This is a genomic window from Taibaiella koreensis (assembly GCF_003545715.1).
Classification (GTDB): domain Bacteria; phylum Bacteroidota; class Bacteroidia; order Chitinophagales; family Chitinophagaceae; genus Taibaiella; species Taibaiella koreensis.
In genome coordinates, this window is the sequence record NZ_QVNU01000001.1 from 617,945 (window position 1) to 634,545 (window position 16,601).

Annotated in this window: 19 protein-coding genes and 2 riboswitches; of the genes, 9 read left to right on the plus strand and 10 right to left on the minus strand. The window is 51.8% G+C overall.

From position 1 onward, the window contains the following. Positions 1-9 precede the first annotated feature (9 nt). From DZK30_RS02685 to DZK30_RS02705, 5 genes are all read left to right on the plus strand, one after another. Positions 10-696, plus strand: a complete 687-nt coding sequence (locus DZK30_RS02685) for a nucleotidyltransferase family protein (protein ID WP_118972533.1) — start codon at positions 10-12, stop codon at positions 694-696. Between the two features lie 154 nt (positions 697-850). Next, positions 851-1,381 carry a D-glycero-alpha-D-manno-heptose-1,7-bisphosphate 7-phosphatase gene (locus DZK30_RS02690; protein ID WP_118972534.1) on the plus strand — a complete coding sequence of 177 codons (531 nt, stop codon included), beginning with the start codon at positions 851-853 and terminating at the stop codon, positions 1,379-1,381. 27 nt (positions 1,382-1,408) lie between these two features. Next, entirely contained in the window at positions 1,409-1,849 is a 441-nt protein-coding gene (locus DZK30_RS02695) for a hypothetical protein (protein ID WP_118972535.1), read from the plus strand. Next, positions 1,846-2,766: a TIGR01777 family oxidoreductase gene (locus DZK30_RS02700; protein WP_118972536.1), complete on the plus strand. Its 921-nt coding sequence runs from the start codon at positions 1,846-1,848 to the stop codon at positions 2,764-2,766. Before DZK30_RS02695 ends, DZK30_RS02700 begins: the two co-directional genes overlap by 4 nt. Positions 2,767-2,836: 70 nt before the next feature. Next, entirely contained in the window at positions 2,837-3,058 is a 222-nt protein-coding gene (locus DZK30_RS02705; protein ID WP_118972537.1) for a hypothetical protein, read from the plus strand. Between the two features lie 78 nt (positions 3,059-3,136). Here the strand turns inward: DZK30_RS02705 and DZK30_RS02710 are convergent, their stop codons facing one another. The 8 genes from DZK30_RS02710 to DZK30_RS02745 all read right to left on the minus strand — a co-directional run bounded on the left by DZK30_RS02710 (position 3,137) and on the right by DZK30_RS02745 (position 12,390). Beyond that, the gene (locus tag DZK30_RS02710) at positions 3,137-4,273 is read right to left on the minus strand and encodes an acyl-CoA dehydrogenase family protein (protein WP_118972538.1); all 1,137 of its coding nucleotides are present in this window, start codon (positions 4,271-4,273) and stop codon (positions 3,137-3,139) included. Between the two features lie 2 nt (positions 4,274-4,275). Continuing rightward, positions 4,276-6,495 carry a TonB-dependent receptor gene (locus DZK30_RS02715; RefSeq protein WP_118972539.1) on the minus strand — a complete coding sequence of 740 codons (2,220 nt, stop codon included), beginning with the start codon at positions 6,493-6,495 and terminating at the stop codon, positions 4,276-4,278. 115 nt (positions 6,496-6,610) lie between these two features. Further along, a riboswitch (TPP riboswitch) is annotated at positions 6,611-6,705 on the minus strand. Positions 6,706-6,843: 138 nt separating this feature from the next. Further along, entirely contained in the window at positions 6,844-8,118 is a 1,275-nt protein-coding gene (locus tag DZK30_RS02720; protein WP_118972540.1) for a lanthionine synthetase C family protein, read from the minus strand. An 81-nt stretch (positions 8,119-8,199) separates the two neighbouring features. After that, the gene (locus DZK30_RS25625) at positions 8,200-8,382 is read right to left on the minus strand and encodes a class I lanthipeptide (protein WP_162902786.1); all 183 of its coding nucleotides are present in this window, start codon (positions 8,380-8,382) and stop codon (positions 8,200-8,202) included. A gap of 282 nt (positions 8,383-8,664) precedes the next feature. Beyond that, positions 8,665-8,754, minus strand: a riboswitch (TPP riboswitch). Between the two features lie 153 nt (positions 8,755-8,907). Next, positions 8,908-9,567 carry a phosphatase PAP2-related protein gene (locus DZK30_RS02730; protein WP_118972542.1) on the minus strand — a complete coding sequence of 220 codons (660 nt, stop codon included), beginning with the start codon at positions 9,565-9,567 and terminating at the stop codon, positions 8,908-8,910. A gap of 75 nt (positions 9,568-9,642) precedes the next feature. Continuing rightward, on the minus strand, positions 9,643-10,287 hold the full coding sequence (gene nth, locus DZK30_RS02735) for an endonuclease III (RefSeq protein ID WP_118972543.1): 645 nt from the start codon (positions 10,285-10,287) through the stop codon (positions 9,643-9,645). Between the two features lie 262 nt (positions 10,288-10,549). After that, complete coding sequence (pyrH, locus tag DZK30_RS02740; RefSeq protein ID WP_118972544.1) at positions 10,550-11,260, minus strand: UMP kinase; 711 nt, start codon at positions 11,258-11,260, stop codon at positions 10,550-10,552. A 44-nt stretch (positions 11,261-11,304) separates the two neighbouring features. Then, positions 11,305-12,390, minus strand: a complete 1,086-nt coding sequence (locus tag DZK30_RS02745; protein WP_118972545.1) for a mannose-1-phosphate guanylyltransferase — start codon at positions 12,388-12,390, stop codon at positions 11,305-11,307. 153 nt (positions 12,391-12,543) lie between these two features. Here DZK30_RS02745 and DZK30_RS02750 point away from each other — a divergent pair, with 153 nt between their 5' ends. The 3 genes from DZK30_RS02750 to DZK30_RS02760 all read left to right on the plus strand — a co-directional run bounded on the left by DZK30_RS02750 (position 12,544) and on the right by DZK30_RS02760 (position 14,382). Beyond that, positions 12,544-12,771, plus strand: coding sequence for a FeoA family protein (locus DZK30_RS02750; protein ID WP_118972546.1), 228 nt, complete (start codon positions 12,544-12,546; stop codon positions 12,769-12,771). Positions 12,772-12,814: 43 nt separating this feature from the next. Continuing rightward, complete coding sequence (gene nadD, locus DZK30_RS02755) at positions 12,815-13,390, plus strand: nicotinate (nicotinamide) nucleotide adenylyltransferase (protein WP_118972547.1); 576 nt, start codon at positions 12,815-12,817, stop codon at positions 13,388-13,390. Positions 13,391-13,737: 347 nt separating this feature from the next. Continuing rightward, the gene (locus DZK30_RS02760) at positions 13,738-14,382 is read left to right on the plus strand and encodes a flavodoxin family protein (RefSeq protein WP_118972548.1); all 645 of its coding nucleotides are present in this window, start codon (positions 13,738-13,740) and stop codon (positions 14,380-14,382) included. 12 nt (positions 14,383-14,394) lie between these two features. Here the strand turns inward: DZK30_RS02760 and DZK30_RS02765 are convergent, their stop codons facing one another. Beyond that, complete coding sequence (locus DZK30_RS02765) at positions 14,395-15,672, minus strand: replication-associated recombination protein A (RefSeq protein ID WP_118972549.1); 1,278 nt, start codon at positions 15,670-15,672, stop codon at positions 14,395-14,397. A 69-nt stretch (positions 15,673-15,741) separates the two neighbouring features. Here DZK30_RS02765 and DZK30_RS02770 point away from each other — a divergent pair, with 69 nt between their 5' ends. Then, positions 15,742-16,239: a TlpA family protein disulfide reductase gene (locus DZK30_RS02770; RefSeq protein WP_118972550.1), complete on the plus strand. Its 498-nt coding sequence runs from the start codon at positions 15,742-15,744 to the stop codon at positions 16,237-16,239. 134 nt (positions 16,240-16,373) lie between these two features. Here the strand turns inward: DZK30_RS02770 and DZK30_RS26535 are convergent, their stop codons facing one another. Beyond that, positions 16,374-16,598, minus strand: coding sequence for a class I lanthipeptide (locus DZK30_RS26535; protein ID WP_118972551.1), 225 nt, complete (start codon positions 16,596-16,598; stop codon positions 16,374-16,376). Between the last annotated feature and the right edge of the window lie 3 nt (positions 16,599-16,601).

Consider the following 16,601-nt stretch of genomic DNA (forward strand, 5'->3'; position numbering starts at 1 on the left):
TATCGATCCATGGAGTGTATTATATTGGCCGGCGGGCTTGGTACGCGATTAAGCGGCGTGGTAAGCGATGTGCCCAAATGTATGGCGCCCGTAGCGGGTCAGCCGTTCCTGGCACATGTGCTGCAATACCTGGAGCAACAGCATGTCGACCATGTGATCTTCTCATTGGGCTACAAATCTGAGGTGGTCATCGAATACCTGCGACAGAAGGCCTACACCTTTAAGACCAGCTGGGTGCTGGAGCCGGAGCCCCTGGGCACCGGTGGCGGTATGCGCAGGGCATTGATAAAATCAAAAGAAGCTCAGGTTTTTATTCTTAACGGCGATACCATGTTTGCTGTCGATCTGCATAGCATGAAGGAGGCCTTCGATGCCCGGCATAAGGCTATGCTGGCGCTCAAGCCCATGCAGGACTTTGAACGTTACGGCGCCGTGCAGCTCAACGCGGAGCTCGATATTACCGCTTTTGAAGAGAAGCAATTCCGCAAGGAAGGACTAATCAATGGCGGCGTGTATCTGCTGGATAAAGAGAAAGCCGGCCTGGCAGCATTTCCCGAAAAATTCTCTTTCGAAAAGGAATTCCTGGAACCCGAAGCCGGGCAGGGAACGCTACAGGGATTTGTGAGCGATACTTATTTTATCGATATCGGTATCCCCGAAGATTATTATAAGGCGCAGGAAGATTTTAAACAATAAGGTAATTTGAGTATCCGGACATAGGAAACAAAGCCGGTCCTTGAGCTTGTCGAAAGGACAAAGGTGGTGCTTCGACGAGCTGAGCAACCGTTATTTAGAAGCAAATTGTATCCTGTTTCCTATATCCGGATAGTCATTTAAGGTAATTACAGCTATGGCATCGGCATTGTTCCTGGACCGCGATGGGGTCATTAACGAAGAAAAAGAAGGCAGCTATATTTTTCATAAAGATGAATTTGTTTTTTACCCGGGTGCGGTGGCCGCACTGGTAGCGCTGTCGGGTCGTTTTGATTATGTTTTTATCGTTACCAATCAACGTGGCGTAGGGCGCGGTTATATGACCGAAGCCGCCCTGCTGGAGATACACGATCACCTTACTGAAGCGGTAGTAGCGGCGGGAGGAAAGATCGACCGGATCTATTTTGCACCTTTTGTCGACAGTAACCATTCGCATCGCAAGCCCAATGCCGGCATGGGACTTGACGCACAAAAGGATTTTCCGGATATCGATTTTGAACAAAGCGTTATGGTTGGTAACAATCTCAGCGATATGCAGTTTGGTAAAACCCTGGGCATGAAGACCATCTTTCTTCATACCACGCAGCCTGCGATCGTGCTGCCGCATCCGCTTATCGACGAGCAATACGATTCCCTGTTATCCTGGAGCCGGGAAGCCAAGGTTTAACTCATTTTTTACTGAAAAACGGTATTCTTGCAACGTATCAGCTCACTATACCGGCCGGCTTATCTTCTGGTTTGTATCTTGTTTACGGCATTTACGCTGAGCATTTACGCCAGATACCTGCAAGTGTATCTTACCGTACACTATTCCTTCTGGCTGGAGCTGGGTATGGTTAACGGCCAGCTATTGTTCCAGGCACTTTGGCTGCTCAGGCAGTCCTGGCAGCGGATAGCGCAATATTGGTATCAGCAGCTGACGGTATCCCTTATCGGTTCATTATTACTCTGGCCATACATCGGGTTACGCCAATGGCTGCAGCTACCTGCAATCACGGCCCTTTGCTGGTTCTTTGGCGTCGTGGCTATCATGTTTCTCACGCATCGCGCCAGGGTTGCGCGTCTGGCGCTTCCGGCTTACCTTAGCTATACCTGGATCCTCTATCGCCTGCTGGTCCTCATTATCATCCTATGAGCAAAGAGAAAATTATTCTGGCCGGTGGAACCGGCTTTATAGGCCGCTACCTGGCCGCCAGGTTTCATGCCGAAGGCAAAGCGGTGCAGATCATCTCACGTAACGAAGGAATTGCCTGGAAAGATACTGCTGGTATAACCCATGCCCTGGAAGGTGCTGCCATGCTGATCAATCTTGCTGGCAGATCGGTCGATTGCCGTTATACACCGGTGAATAAAGAGATCATACTGAAATCAAGAACGGAAACAACCCAGATCCTGGGTGAAGCGATCGGTAAGTGCAGCCAGCCGCCTGGGTTGTGGCTCAATTCCAGCACGGCCACGATATACCGGCATGCCGAGGACCGGCCGATGACGGAGGCGGAGGGCGAAATCGGCAACGGTTTTTCTGTGTCCGTAGCCAAAGCCTGGGAAGAAGCCTTTTTTGCTTTTGAATGTCCGCATACCCGCCAGGTAGCCTTACGCATAGCCATCGTATTGGGAGCAGGCGGCGGTGTTATGGGGCCTTACCGCAATATGGTGCGCTGGGGTATGGGCGGCCGGCAGGGTAGCGGGCGCCAGCGGTTCAGCTGGATCCACATCGAAGACCTGTATCGTGCGATCAACTTTGTCGCCCGGGAGAAAGCGCTCAGCGGCCCGGTTAATTGCGCTGCGCCCTTTCCCGTCACCAATAGCGAGCTGATGACCTTATTGCGGCGGCAACTGCATATGCCGTTTGGCATTCCGGTGCCGGTATGGTTACTGAAGACCGGCGCCAGGCTTATCCATACCGAAACGGAGCTGGTGCTCAAAAGCCGCTGGGTATTGCCGGAAAGGTTGCTGGCACAGGGTTTTGGGTTTCTGTATCCTCACCTGGATGCGGCCTTGGCACAGATCATCAACGGACAACCCACCGCGCCATTGCCGGAAATATCGTAAATTACTGCTGCAAATGCCGAACATGCGGCCCAAGGCACGACAGGGCTGCTTTATCCAAACATCAGCAACAATGAAGAAAACTAAAGTGAACATGGGCCGTCTGCAGCTGGCCAAGCAAAAGATCGCCAGCCTCGCACAGCAACAACTAGTTGGCGGTGAGACCAGGATCGGCAGATTTACGATTACCCGCGAATGCGAGCTCCAGAGCGGCCACGACTGTGTCGTAGTAACCGGTACCTGTGCACAGAGCATCGGCGCCTGCACGCTCAACCCGGCTTATTCCGGTTGTTAACCAGTACCGGACCAGCCTGAAAAGACAAAAGAGCAAAGCATCATCAGCTTTGCTCTTTCCTTATAGGTGCCCGGTCGGTCAGGCATTCAAGGGCGATAGCAGGTAATGCTGCGCGGCGGTCATCGCATCGCGCCATACCTTATTCAGTTCTGTGCCCGGATCGAGTATGCTCATGCCACAAAGCGGGTAGAGGGCATTGATCAGGTCCCGGGCACTCCGGGCCGCGTTTTTGGCGGCGACGTCAAAGGTGCTCAACGCCTCAGGAGTAGCCTGTTGGTTATCTTCATATAGCTGCCATATTTCCCCGAGAGCAGTATACATCGCATCGCGGGCTTTAAGAAAAGACCGGCCCGCCGGTTCATAGATACTCCGGGCTACGGGGTTGTCCCGCAACAATTGTTCGCCATGCAAAGGCTTTTTCTTTTCCGCCAACTCTTCGTACAGCGCCATAAAGTGCAAGGCAATGCCCGTAAGCATACAGGCCATATCGATCACGGCCAACTGGGCAAAGGGAAAGCGGTACAAGGAGCCATTGGCAAATCCCGAAGCCTGTTGCAGATTGAATACATGCGTATCGGGCACAAAGATATCTCTGATCTCAAAATCGTTACTGGAAGTAGCTCTTAACCCTATGGCATTCCAATTGCGGTGATTCAGCACCTGTGCAGCCGGGACAATGAAAGAGCGGAACAAAGGTTCCCCTTCATGAGTGATGGCCGTACCGGCAGCATCATGCAGCCAGGCGTTGGCTGTAAAATGCGTGGCATGGTTGGCGCCGCTGGCATATTTCCAGCGGCCGGTAAGCAGGTACCCACCTTCTGTTTGGAGGGCCGTGCCCGATATAGCGCCGCTGCCGGCACAGCAGGTGCGGGAATCATTGAAAATAGCCGTGGCGGTACCGGCATCGAAATAACCGGCAAACATGTTGGCGCCGGCGCCCAGGTTGACGCACCAGCCGGTATTGGCTTCGGCCCAGGCCAACGCCTCAAACCATCGTACGGCCTCGGGTAGGCTCAGCTCAAGACCGCCGCAGGCACGGGGCACCATCAACTGGAACCATCGCCGCTCATAGATCAGGTCGAGTACAGGAGCTGGTAAGCTCCGCGCTTCTTCGGCCCGGAACGCATGCTCCCGGAGCAGGCGTATGGTACCGGCATCAAGCAAGGTAGCGGGATGGGCGACAGCTTGCGCCGAAAGAAGAGGAGATGTGGTCATACTTAAAAACGGATATTCAGCGCCAGCAGAAAATTGGTGCCGGCCTGGGGGAAATAATAATTCTCGGTGCTCAATGTACCATCTTCCTTATAGCTGAAGGTGTAGCCGCTGCTTTCATACTTCTTGTTCAGCACATTGTTCAGCGCCAGCGAAAGGCCTATCTCTTTTACAAAAGAAGGTTGTATGGTATAGCGCAACCGCAGGTCGCAAAGCCCGTAAGGATCGATGCTCCGGTCTTTATTGGAGGTATTGTCCAGGTATTGCCGGCCCACATATTTTCCCATAACATCGACAAAGAACTGCTGCTGCTGCAACAGCTTGCGGAAGGGTTCTACGGTAGCCGTTCCGCCCGCGATTACAGACGGTGCAAAGGCAATGTCGGTTTCTTTGTAGCTGTTTTTGATCTGGATATTGGTGTCATAATCGTCGATATACTCATCAAAATCCAGGATACGGTTGCGGGATAGGGTGGCATTGGCTTGTAGCCGCAGCCAGCCGGCAGGTGTGGCAGCGGCCATCAGCTCGATGCCGGCGCGGTAGCTCTTAGGGGTATTGGTGCGGGTAGCGGTACCCACGTCATTGATCTTGCCGGTAGGGATCAATTGGTTGTGGTAGTACATGTAGTATAGGTTGGCGCCTGCCTCCCATTGTTTACCCCGGTATTGGTAGCCCAGCTCTCCGTCATACAGGGTTTCCTGCTTGGGTGCCTGTGCAGGGGAGGCTTCGAAATCGTCGCGGTTCGGTTCTTTGTTGGCTATGGCAAAAGAGCCGTAGAGCTTGCTTTCCGCATTGTTGGCATGGTTGCGGATATAGCTGAGCCCCGCTTTGGGATTGATAAAATTAAAATTGGTACGGGGCATCAGGTCGGGGTTTTTGCGGAAACCGTTGATCTCGTAGCGGACCATGCGGTACTGAAGGTCGCCAAAGAGATACAGATGCGTCCCTATCTGCTGCTGCAGCTTGGCATAGATGTTGAAATCGCCTTTGAACGAGGTGAGGTTGTAATAACGATAATTGACCGGAACACCGTAGTCAGCCCAGGTTACGAAGCCATAGTGCTTGCCATCGTAGCGGGTATAGGCGCCGCCCAGTATCAATTGGGTCTTCTCTTTTTTATAGTTCAGGGAATAGATGCCGCCATAGTAATAATTGTCCAGCCACAACCTGTGGGTAAGATCGGTAGTCGCTAAGGTATCGCCTTTAGGCGTCACGAATGCCGGGCGGTTGTAATCGGAAAGCGGGTCCTGGAGCCGGTACTCGTTATAAAATCCTTTTCCCCGTGTAAGGAACAGGCCGGCATGAACACTCCACTGCTCGTCGAAGCGATGGTCGAAGAACAGCTGGTAATAGTCCTGCTGGTAATTGTCGGTCTGGTCGTCATAATAGTTGCCGTCGGCCATCAGGCCCAGGCTATTGAAGCGGCGATTGGTCTTTAGCGAATCCTTCAGAATTCCGTTCCAGGCTTGTTGTGTACGCTCCGTACCGGTAAAGAGGTTGAACTTAAGCGCCGTTCTTTCATCTTTGGATGTCCAGCCCGCAATGAATTGCAGGGCCTTCAGATCGGAGGATGAGCGGTCCACATAACCGTCGGAGCTTATCTTCGACGCTCTTACATCAAACTGGAAGCCGCCTTTCAACAGGCCACTGCCTGCACGCACCGTATGTTTCCAGGTGTTGTAGGAGCCATAGCTATTGTTGACCTCGGCATAAGCCTTCTTTTCCTGCTGAAGATTACTCAGGTTTACCGATGCTCCGAAAGCACCGGCGCCGTTGGTCGACGAGCCTACGCCTCTCTGTATCTGTATCGAATTGGTCGAGGAAAGCAGATCGGGGAAATCGACGAAGATCGCCGCCTGCGATTCGGCATCGTTCACGGGAATACCGTTGATCGTAAAATTGATGCGGGAATCGTCGGTACCCCTGATGCGCATGCTGGTATAACCCACACCGGCGCCGGCATTGGAGCTGATCACCACAGAAGGGGTCAGGTTCAGCAAGTAGGGAATGTCCTGACCCAGGTTAGCCTGGCGAATATCTTTTTCCTTAATATTGGCGACGGCAAAAGGCGCTTTGTCGCCCACACGTACGGCGCTTACCTCAACCGGTATCAGCTCCTGTTGCCGGTCTAAAGTAGAGATGCTGTCCTTCTCCTGCGCATAAGTACTCAAGCTGGCACAGAGGGCACCCAGCAGGCTTAAGGTTCTTGGTCGAATGTTCATCATAGTCACACAAATTTGATATACTCATTCCTGCTCCGCTTCCGGCGGAACAACAATTACAGACCCCATAATGCATCGCTGCAGAAGGATACTGAATACAAGAAGGTAAGTTGTGGGGAAAACCAGTGCTTACCTTTCCTAACCGGCATTATCCGGTCCAGGTTCTACGGGTATAATCTCAGCCTGATCAGTAAGGCACCCCGAGGTTGCTTTAGTAGCAAGTAGAAAGAACAGGCCTTGACCTGCTCCGGTGCAAAAGTAATATTTCCCGGCCGGGAATTCAAATCAACGCGCAAATGCGCGGTTTTTTGACGAAGGAAGAAAACGGAAGCTATCAATGGTGTATTTGTTTCAGGAAACCGGCATGCTCAGGTCGGTCAGCAGACAGGTATCCCAGTGTAGCTTGGTATTGGTAATCCGGGAGTGAAGGGCCAGCAGGATGCCGGGCAGGCCGTTCAGCAGGGTGAAATTCTCCATGAACATCACTTCCTCCCCGGTTTCATTATAAAAGAAAAAAGGATATCCGGCCAGGAAGCGATCGCTTTTTTCGATCGAAAAAGTAAGATCGTACCAATAGTTGGCCGCCTGATCAAATGCTTTTACCGAGGTCGCCTGGAACAGGCGGTGGTACATATGCGCCAGACCAGAGGTGCCATGGCAAAAGCTGATATCATGAAGCGGAGCAGAAGGATGGCGGGCCACACCCGCGTCGTCGAGCCGCCTTTGGGTACTTTTGAGCGCGATGCGGATCGCTTCATCCCGCCATCGTGGCATATCCATTGCAGCGGCGGCGTGCAACAAGGCAAAGGCAATGCCGAGGTCGCCGTAACACCAGGCTAGGCGGGCAGGACCGCCATAGCCGAGGAAGGGCGGAAAAGATGCTGTTTCAGAGTAGACTTCCTGCCGCAGCAACCATTGGACGCTCTGCATAATCAGCTTCTTCGATTTCCTGATCGCAATACCGGCAGCATGTATTTTGCAGAGAAGGATAATAAGTGAGGGCATGCCGTGGGCCAGGCCCAGGTTGATCACCGCTTTGCTGCCGTTGTCAAAATCAAGATCGAGCCAGTACAGGCCACCTTCCGCGTCGGTTATTTCCATTTGTTCGAGTTGTGTTACTACGGCCGTCAAAGCTTTATGGCGTTTACGGTTTACCGGCGCTTCGAGCAAAGCCACCGCCTTACCGGCAAAGCCGCCAAGCAAATCGTAATCTCCGGCTTCGAAGTCTTGTTGCAACGATGCGATCACCAGGTCTTCGATATCTTTTACCGAAGGAAAGCTGGCGTCGATCAGCTCCATTCGTCTCAGATGATGGTATAGCCACAGGAAGCCGGAGACACCGCCACACAAGCCTGCGCCCAGATGGTCTTCCTGGAGGCTTTCAAGGCATCGCAGCAGCAGGTCCTGTACGTAAGCCAGGTAAGGCTCGTGATGGTAATACCGGTACAAATGCGCGAAAGTGAGGCACATTTCCATCGTTTCCTGGAAATAGAATTCGGAGCTGCGCTCGTGGATACGGTCCCGTTGTTGCAGGATATCGTCGGCATGCTGTCGCAGCAACAGCGCAGGATCATCTGTCCAGGCCTTTGTTGTAGCCGGGTTAATGGGTGCAGGATGGGATCGCATAAGTTAGGATACGTGTAAGACACACGGTTAAGAACCCCTCCGGATGGGTTCCTAACCGTGTGTCATCATAAACGGGATGGCTTAGCAGGGTGCGCAGGAGCAAACACAGCCGCCCTGGCGGACTACCTGTGTCATCGCCCTGTGCGACGGTGCAAAGCAGGTTACAGTGGCTCCGCCCTGAACTTTTTCACTGTTGGATTTGCTCATGGACAGAACGGTGCTCTTGTTTAAAGAGATTTTACCGGCATTTGGTTTCTTTTTCATACAAAATGGTCTTACAATTTTAAAAGAATACACCTTCTTCAAGGCGAGGTGCTTTAGCCTGCTGATCAGTATCTATTGCCGTGGGCTTTGTTACATATACGGGTACATACAACCATTGCTGCGGGGTATAAGCAGCAGCGTGTATGCCTCAATGTTTTGGGGAGTGCTGTGGAAAAAGAATGCCGTAAAACAAACAGGTAAAATGGAGTGGAGGAGATCACGGCATTTGCCGGAGATCAATGCTGTTGTATGAATGGCCTATGTCCAATTGCGCAAACGCAGCTTACATTAATGTTCGCTCCCCACGCCAGTATTACCTGGATCGAGTTCTACGGGTATAATCTCAGCCTTTAGGCACCCCAGAAAACATTGTTATTTCAAAAGTATGAGAATTTTTGAATAAGTGCCGCCCCTTTTGAAAAATATTTCAAAAACAGGTATATTTATTAGCCTTTTGCCGATTTCTACGGATAGGATATAAAGTCTTCGTGGCAATAGGGACAAATCCCGGAATACAGAGAAAAACTAGGCTGCGTTGCGGCCCATGGCAACACGTTTGCCGATGCGATAGGCCAGGTAAGAGAGCGGAATAGCAGCCACGACGTCGATGGTATAATGAACGTGCTGCACCAGCACCAGAGAACCCACGATGACAGTAGAGATCAACGCCAGCTTTTTGTCACGGGGCTTCAGCAGGCAGAGGAAATACAGGAACTGTGATGAAACATGGCCCGAAAAAAACAGATCCTTGGTCACGAACGAACTTTTGTTGCCATAAAAAAAGTTGGACAGCGGATCGACCAATGGGATCAGGCCATGAGGCGGATTGAGCGGGATAAGCGAAATGGTGAGCATCCGCATCAGCGTCAGCACGATAAAGCCGTAGAGGCCTACCAGGAACAGCATCGGATTGCGGATACACCGGATGATCATGAGCAGGGTAATGCCCCAGATGCAAACGAAGATCGGGACAGAAACATCTGCCGGTTTGAGATGATCGACAATGAAATCTTTCAGCAGATAACCGTCCCTCTGTTCAATATGCTGGAAAAAGAAAGGAAATGCAAACAGGATCGCGGCAAAAATAAGAGATATTACGAGCAGCCTGATCTTGAAGCTATCTGCTTTCACTGCTTCTTTCCAGGTCAGGGCCGGTAGGGTATTATTTTCTTTAAAGGACAACATGCGACACACAGGGATACTTCACATCCGGACAGCTAATATTATGTCCGTATTAAATTTTAGCATGCAAAGATGCAACTAGTTTTTCAATGTTGCCTGATAATATTTGCAGGCTTGCTGCAGGCCGCATTGCTCACATTTGGGGCTGCGGGCCACGCAAATGTATCTTCCATGAAGAATGAGCCAATGATGCGCTTTGTGTATCAATTCTTTAGGGAAAAATTTGATCAATTGCTGCTCTGCCTGAAGCGGTGTTTTGGCATTAAGCGTGAGGCCTATGCGCGCCGAAACGCGAAAGACGTGGGTATCCACCGCCATATTGGGCTGCTGATCGACAACAGAAGTGATCACATTGGCCGTTTTCCGGCCTACGCCGGGCAGGCGGATCAATTCGGCCACCGTAAGGGGCACCTCGCCATGGTAGTCGCTCATCAGCATTTGGGCCATCCCGATCAGGTGCCTGGTCTTGTTGTTGGGGTAGCTGATGCTGCGGATAAGCGGGAAAAGGTCGTCGAAAGTGGCGGTAGAAAGGCTTTCCGCATCGGGATAACGGGCAAAGATGGCGGGCGTGGTCAGGTTCACCCGCTTGTCGGTACACTGGGCCGACAGGATCACGGCGACTAGTAGCTGGAACGGATTGTCGTACAGCAATTCCGTTTCCGCTTCCGGAGCGTGCTCCGAAAAATAGTCGATCACAAACTGGTAGCGCTCCTTACGGGTCATACGCAAAAATGTTGGACAGCCTGAAATAAATGGTCGCCGGGCCCGCCAATGCGACATTGTTCCCGTTTAATCCTTCCGGTGAGCCCGGGATTGCTCATAGGCCTGCGGGACAAATAATATGATCTGACTATCCGGATATAGGAAACAAAGCCGGCCCCTAAGCTTGTCGAAAGGACAAAGATGATGCTGCGACATGCTCAGCAACCGTTAATGGGAACCCATTTGTATCCTGTTTCCTATATCCGATAGTCACTTAGTATAATTAACGAACCAGCGTGCCCACATTTCTGCCGCTCACGACATCCGACAGGTTGCCGGTCTTGTTCATATCAAATACGATGATGGGCAGATTGTTCTCCTGGCAGAGGGTGAAGGCCGTCATATCCATTACTTTCAACTCTTTCGCGATCACTTCGCTGAAGCTGATGGTCTCGTAGCGGGTGGCATCAGGATTCTTCTCGGGATCGGCTGTGTAGATACCGTCTACCCGCGTGCCTTTAAGGATCACGTCGGCGTTGATTTCGATCGCACGCAGCGAACCTGCCGTATCGGTTGTAAAATAAGGGTTGCCGGTACCGGCGCCAAAGATCACGACGCGGCCCTTTTCCAGGTGGCGTATGGCGCGGCGGCGGATGTAAGGTTCAGCGATCTGTTCCATCTTGATCGCGCTTTGCAGGCGGGTCTTCACACCTACTTTTTCCAGCGAGGCTTGCAGGGCCATGCCGTTGATCACCGTTGCCAGCATACCCATATAGTCGCCCTGTGCCCTTTCAATGCCCGTCTCCGCTTCGTTCATGCCCCTGTATATGTTACCCCCGCCGATTACTACTGCTACCTGCACACCGAGGTCTGTTACCTCTTTGATGTCGATCGCATACTGTGTCAGCATTTGCGGATCGAGACCGAAGCTGCGGTCGCCCATTAATGATTCTCCTGAAAGCTTGAGTAGTATTCTGTTGTACTTTGGTAACATGTGCGTTAAAATATCTGAATCGATTGGTTAAAAATATAAATGTGTTACAAAAATTTCTCGCCTTTGTTGCGTTTGACCTCGGCCAGGTAATCCTTGATCTGATGCTCTTTGCTGCGCTCGCATATCAACAGCACCTCCGGAGTGTCGACTACGATGTATTGCTCCAGTCCCTGCAGCACGACCAGCTTATGGTCAGGTGCCATGACCATGCTGCCCGAAGCGTCGATGATCATCACGTTTTTGCCATAAACCGCATTGCCCAGGTAGTCTTTCTCCGAATGCTCATAGGCAGATTCCCAGGTGCCCAGGTCGCTCCAGCCAAATCGTGAGGCCAGCACATATACCGTGCGTACCTTTTCCATAATGGCATAGTCTATCGAAATATTGGTGCACTGGGCATACAGCATTTCCATAGCTTTCGCTTCTTTGGGTGTGTTGAGCACATCGCGTGCCTGTACAAACACATCGTTCAGCTCGGGGAGATGCTCGTCCAGCACACTGATAAATGTTTTGACATTCCAGGCGAAGATGCCCGAGTTCCAAAGGAAGTCGCCTGAGCGGAGAAAAGTACGGGCAATATCCAGATTGGGTTTTTCGATAAAGGTCTTTACTTTATGAAAAAGATCGTCTCCGTCGCCCATTTCATACTGGATATAGCCGTAAGTCGTATCGGGCCGGGTAGGGCGTATGCCGATGGAAGCGATATGATTGTTTTTGGAAACGAAATCCAGGGTTTCAAACACTTGCCGTTCAAAGATACGTTCGTCAGTGATCAGGTGGTCGGCCGGTGTCAGAATAAGATTGGCCTGCGGGTTGCGTGCATAGATCTTATGGGAGATATACGCTGCGCTGGGTGCGGTATTTTTACGTGAGGGTTCGGCGACGATATTGGTTTCGGGTACTCCGGGTAGCTGTTGCCTTACCAGATCGGTATAGGACTCAAAAGTAACCACATAGATATTCTCCCTGGGACATATATCCTTAAACCGGTTGTAGGTGTTTTGCAAGAGTGTTTGGCCGGTACCCAACAGATCGAGGAACTGCTTTGGTAGCTTTAATCGACTCTCGGGCCAGAAACGGCTGCCTACACCTCCTGCCAGTATGGCAACATAATTGTTGTGAATACTCATTAGCCGATGTTAGAATGCTGGCGCAAAAGTAACAAGATTTTTCGTAACTGCCGGGAAGCCATTGTCAAATGTGGCTTGCGGGGCCGGCGTGGCGCGAATTAATTTGGCATCGCCGTTGAAGAGCCGTATTTTTGCACCGCTTTTTATTAATATATGCTGTACCGCTTATCCGATCTTAAATCCGGTTCTTCCGGTGTGATCCAGCAATTTGACGACAACGAGGCCAAGGTGAAACTGATGGAAATGGGTTGTATTCCCGGGGAGGCCGTGTCGATCGAAGCCATAGCGCCCCTGGGCGATCCCATTGCTATCCAGGTATCCGGCTACTGTCTTAGCTTACGCAAGAACGAAGCCCGCCATATCTGGGTAGAGATCGCCTGAGCCCGGAACCGAATTTGCATATTACCGTAACTGTTGCCGATACATGAACATAGGTCTATACTTCGGAAGCTTCAATCCCATACATACCGGTCATCTCATCATTGCTAACCATGTGCTGGAGCATGCCGACCTCGACAAGATATGGTTTGTCGTATCGCCGCACAATCCGCTCAAAGAAAGCCACAGCCTGCTGAACGAATACGACAGGCTGCACCTGGCCGAGCTTGCCATAGAAAACAACAACAAATTCAGGGTAAGTAATGTTGAGTTTCATTTGCCCAAACCTTCCTATACGATCGATACGCTGGCCTACCTGAGCGAGAAATTTCCCCTCGAACGGTTTACGGTGATCATGGGTAGCGATAGCTATCAAAACCTTCCCCGCTGGAAAAATTATACCAGGATACTGGAATACTATCGTATCATCATTTTTGAACGTCCCGGCTTTCCTGTCGACAAACAAAGCCTGCATCCCAATGCTTCGACGCTTAAAGCCCCCTTGCTGGAGATATCTTCCACACACATCCGTACAGAAGTAAAGGAAAACAGGTCGATACGCTACCTGGTACCCGACGCCGTAATGGAATGCATCGCTGAGAACCGGTATTACCTCAAGTAACGGTCGGCCTCCCGGCCTTATATAGCGCACGGGAGCATAAAGATTCTGTGTTAATCGTTCCTTCTTTGCGCGTTCTTAAGTAATATCGAGATCCCGGTTTCTCACTAAGACACAAAGGCACCGTCTTTAATAGCTCCTACTTTGCGCCGTCGTGCCTCTGTGGGTAAATCATCGCTTAACAGGCACACGCGAGGGCGCGTGCGCCAGCATACAAGAAAGCGCTGCGACACCATACCATCGTGAGATAACTTAGTAGCGGCGTATATAATAGAGCGTCACACGTGGGTACAAGTAATTCGTACCTTGCCCCGCCCGCCTTTTCATAGCTTTGCTATAATCTACATCCCATGGCAACAGGTACAACAAGAATACTGATCCTGAACGGCTCGCTAAGGGGCGACCGGGGCAATTCCCATGCGCTGGTGCAATATGCACAGACGCTGATCGCCGCGCGACCTGATGCAACTTCAGCGGTGCTGACCCTGGCGGCGATCAGGGATTCCGTCGAGGCTGTTTATGAACAGCTGTGCGGCTGCGATGGCTTGCTGGTAGTCAGTGGTGTATATTGGAACAGCTGGAGCTCGCCCATGCAGCGGTTTGTGGAGGTGGCAACCGCTTTTGAGCAGTCGCCGGCCTTTTGGGGAAAGCCTGTAGCCTGCGCTGTGAGTATGGATTCGGTAGGGGGTGTAGAAGTGGCTGCGCGCATTCACGGAACTTTTTCGGGCCTGGGCTGCTGGAGTCCGCCTTGCAGCACCCTGGTGGTATCGCGTGTAGGCCAGGAGGCGATACAGGCTTCCCAAGGTAAGCCGGATGATCCCAACGACGATGTGTGGCGTCCCGAAGATCTCGAAACCGTCATCGGTAACTTGTTGAGAGCAGCGGCCTGGGACAGGACAGGCTGGCAGCAATGGCCGCATGTAGGGCTACAACCGCTTTCGGGTCCCTGGCCGGGGCAAGGGGAGTTGGATATGGGTACGCCGTTATTCCTCTAAGCACTTTCCGGCCTAATAGCCATATTTTTCTTTCCAGCACTGGCGCAGGTACTCCCTTTGCCGCTGTTCCGCCGCATTGTCGCCCGGTTCATAAAGTGTGGTGCCGGCGATCTGTTCGGGCAGGAATTCCTGGTCCACGAAATTGCCGGGAAAATCGTGTGCATACTGGTAATGTTTACCGTACCCGGCTTCCTTCATCAGCTTCGTCGGTGCATTGCGGATAGGCAAGGGAATAGACAAGTCCCCGGTTTGCCGCACCAGGGCCTGGGCGTTGTTGATCGCCATGTAAGCAGCATTGCTTTTTACCGAAGAAGCCAGGTAGGTAACCGCCTGCGACAGGATGATACGGCATTCGGGGTAGCCGATCATCTCAACGGCCTGGAAGCAGGAAGTGGCCAGCAGTAACGCATTGGGGTTGGCGTTGCCGATATCTTCGCTGGCCAGGATCACCAGGCGGCGGGCGATGAATTTCGGATCTTCGCCCCCCTCGATCATGCGCGCCAGGTAATACACGGCGGCATTGGGATCGCTGCCCCGGATCGACTTGATGAATGCCGAAATGATATCGTAGTGCTGCTCGCCGCTTTTGTCATACAAGGCCATCTTTTGCTGCACGATGTGCTGTACGATCTCATTGGTGATCTCTTTTTGCCCTTCCTGCAGGCCTTGTACCACCAGCTCGAGCAGATTGAGTATCCTGCGCCCGTCGCCACCGCTCAATTGTAGCAGGGCGCCCCATTCCGATACGCTTACCTGCTGCGCCTTAAGCCAGGCATCCTTTTCAAAAGCCTGCAGCACGATCCGCTTTAGTTCCTCCTCGCTGAAGGCCTCCAGGATATAGACCTGGCATCGGCTCAGCAAGGCGCTGATTACTTCGAAAGAGGGGTTTTCGGTGGTCGCACCAATGAGCGAAATGATGCCTTTTTCTACAGCGCCTAGCAGGCTGTCCTGCTGCGCCTTGTTGAAACGGTGTATCTCATCGATAAACAGGATCGCTTTACCGGCTTTCCGGGCCAGGTCGATCACGCCGCGCACCTCTTTCACGCCGCTTTCAATGGCGCTCAGCTGGAAAAACTGCATCTCTGCCTGGTGGGCGATGATCTGTGCCAGCGTAGTCTTGCCTACGCCGGGAGGCCCCCAGAAAATAAGGGATTGCAATTGCCGGCTTTCGATCATTTGCCGCAGCACTTTACCCTCGCCTACGAGGTGCTGCTGGCCGATAAAATCGTCCAGGCTGCGGGGGCGTAATCGCTCGGCTAAAGGGATGTTATTGTTCTGAGAAGGCGGCATGGAATCACTTGTTTTACTGTACATTTGGAACCGTAAAGTTCGAAAGCTCTGTTTAAATAACCATTCCCGATGAAAAAAATATTCTTCGCCGCAGCTGTATTGATGACTACAGGTTTCTTTGCCCGGGGGCAGGAAGCCAATGCGCAGTATCGTAGTAAAGGAGCAGCGCTACCCGCTTTGAAAGTGATCGATACTACCGGCAAGATCTATACCGGCGAAGCGTTTAAGGGTAATAACCATTTTTTCGTGTTCCTGTTCAATCCTACCTGCGGGCACTGCATCGAAATGGCTAAGCTGATGGGGAAGAATATCACGACTTTTAAGAAGAATGACGTGCTCTTTATGGCCGGCGCGGCCATGGGGCCTTATATGGGTAGCTTTTACCAGGCCAGCGGCATCGGAAGCCATCCGGAGATCAAAGTGGGTGTGGACAGCGCCGGCGCCGTAGATAAGCTTTACAGCTATAGCACATTGCCGCAGATCAATATTTACGATAAAGACCGCAAGCTGGTCAAGACCTTCAACGGTGATACGCCGCTGGATTCGTTGAAGAAATATGTGCCTTGATGGGAATAGGATAGACAACCGGAGACCATAAGGCGCAATACAAATTGCTATCAGATAAACGCATGAAAATAGACCTGTACCAAGAATGGACAGGCCTTTTTTTTTAATGCGGTTTAGAAAACTGTCGGCAGCAATTAGCAACCGGTTTCGCCCGGAGGTTTGCAGGTATGCAGGTTGCCGCTCATAATGCACCTGCAGACGCTCTTTTCGTCTGTCTGAGGGGGGCATACAGTGCCTGGGCAGGACACGCTAGGGGGATCTCCACCTGCGATCTTAACCAAGTCCCTGGGGTTCAGGCTGCTGATAGTCTCTTTCCTGATGATTAATTTCCGGTCTAACCCGATCTTCTTCTTTTTCATGAC

Excerpts from the sequence above, each read along its gene's own strand:
- DZK30_RS02760 (WP_118972548.1), top strand. The coding sequence starts at position 13,738 with ATGGCAACAGGTACAACAAGAATACTGATCCTGAACGGCTCGCTAAGG.
- DZK30_RS02745 (WP_118972545.1), bottom strand. The coding sequence starts at position 12,390 with ATGAGTATTCACAACAATTATGTTGCCATACTGGCAGGAGGTGTAGGC.
- DZK30_RS02765 (WP_118972549.1), bottom strand. The coding sequence starts at position 15,672 with ATGCCGCCTTCTCAGAACAATAACATCCCTTTAGCCGAGCGATTACGC.
- DZK30_RS02685 (WP_118972533.1), top strand. The coding sequence starts at position 10 with ATGGAGTGTATTATATTGGCCGGCGGGCTTGGTACGCGATTAAGCGGC.
- DZK30_RS25625 (WP_162902786.1), bottom strand. The coding sequence starts at position 8,382 with ATGAAAAAGAAACCAAATGCCGGTAAAATCTCTTTAAACAAGAGCACC.
- DZK30_RS02730 (WP_118972542.1), bottom strand. The coding sequence starts at position 9,567 with ATGTTGTCCTTTAAAGAAAATAATACCCTACCGGCCCTGACCTGGAAA.
- DZK30_RS02700 (WP_118972536.1), top strand. The coding sequence starts at position 1,846 with ATGAGCAAAGAGAAAATTATTCTGGCCGGTGGAACCGGCTTTATAGGC.
- nadD (WP_118972547.1), top strand. The coding sequence starts at position 12,815 with ATGAACATAGGTCTATACTTCGGAAGCTTCAATCCCATACATACCGGT.
- DZK30_RS02690 (WP_118972534.1), top strand. The coding sequence starts at position 851 with ATGGCATCGGCATTGTTCCTGGACCGCGATGGGGTCATTAACGAAGAA.
- DZK30_RS02750 (WP_118972546.1), top strand. The coding sequence starts at position 12,544 with ATGCTGTACCGCTTATCCGATCTTAAATCCGGTTCTTCCGGTGTGATC.
- pyrH (WP_118972544.1), bottom strand. The coding sequence starts at position 11,260 with ATGTTACCAAAGTACAACAGAATACTACTCAAGCTTTCAGGAGAATCA.
- nth (WP_118972543.1), bottom strand. The coding sequence starts at position 10,287 with ATGACCCGTAAGGAGCGCTACCAGTTTGTGATCGACTATTTTTCGGAG.
- DZK30_RS02715 (WP_118972539.1), bottom strand. The coding sequence starts at position 6,495 with ATGATGAACATTCGACCAAGAACCTTAAGCCTGCTGGGTGCCCTCTGT.
- DZK30_RS02710 (WP_118972538.1), bottom strand. The coding sequence starts at position 4,273 with ATGACCACATCTCCTCTTCTTTCGGCGCAAGCTGTCGCCCATCCCGCT.
- DZK30_RS02720 (WP_118972540.1), bottom strand. The coding sequence starts at position 8,118 with ATGCGATCCCATCCTGCACCCATTAACCCGGCTACAACAAAGGCCTGG.
- DZK30_RS02705 (WP_118972537.1), top strand. The coding sequence starts at position 2,837 with ATGAAGAAAACTAAAGTGAACATGGGCCGTCTGCAGCTGGCCAAGCAA.
- DZK30_RS26535 (WP_118972551.1), bottom strand. The coding sequence starts at position 16,598 with ATGAAAAAGAAGAAGATCGGGTTAGACCGGAAATTAATCATCAGGAAA.
- DZK30_RS02770 (WP_118972550.1), top strand. The coding sequence starts at position 15,742 with ATGAAAAAAATATTCTTCGCCGCAGCTGTATTGATGACTACAGGTTTC.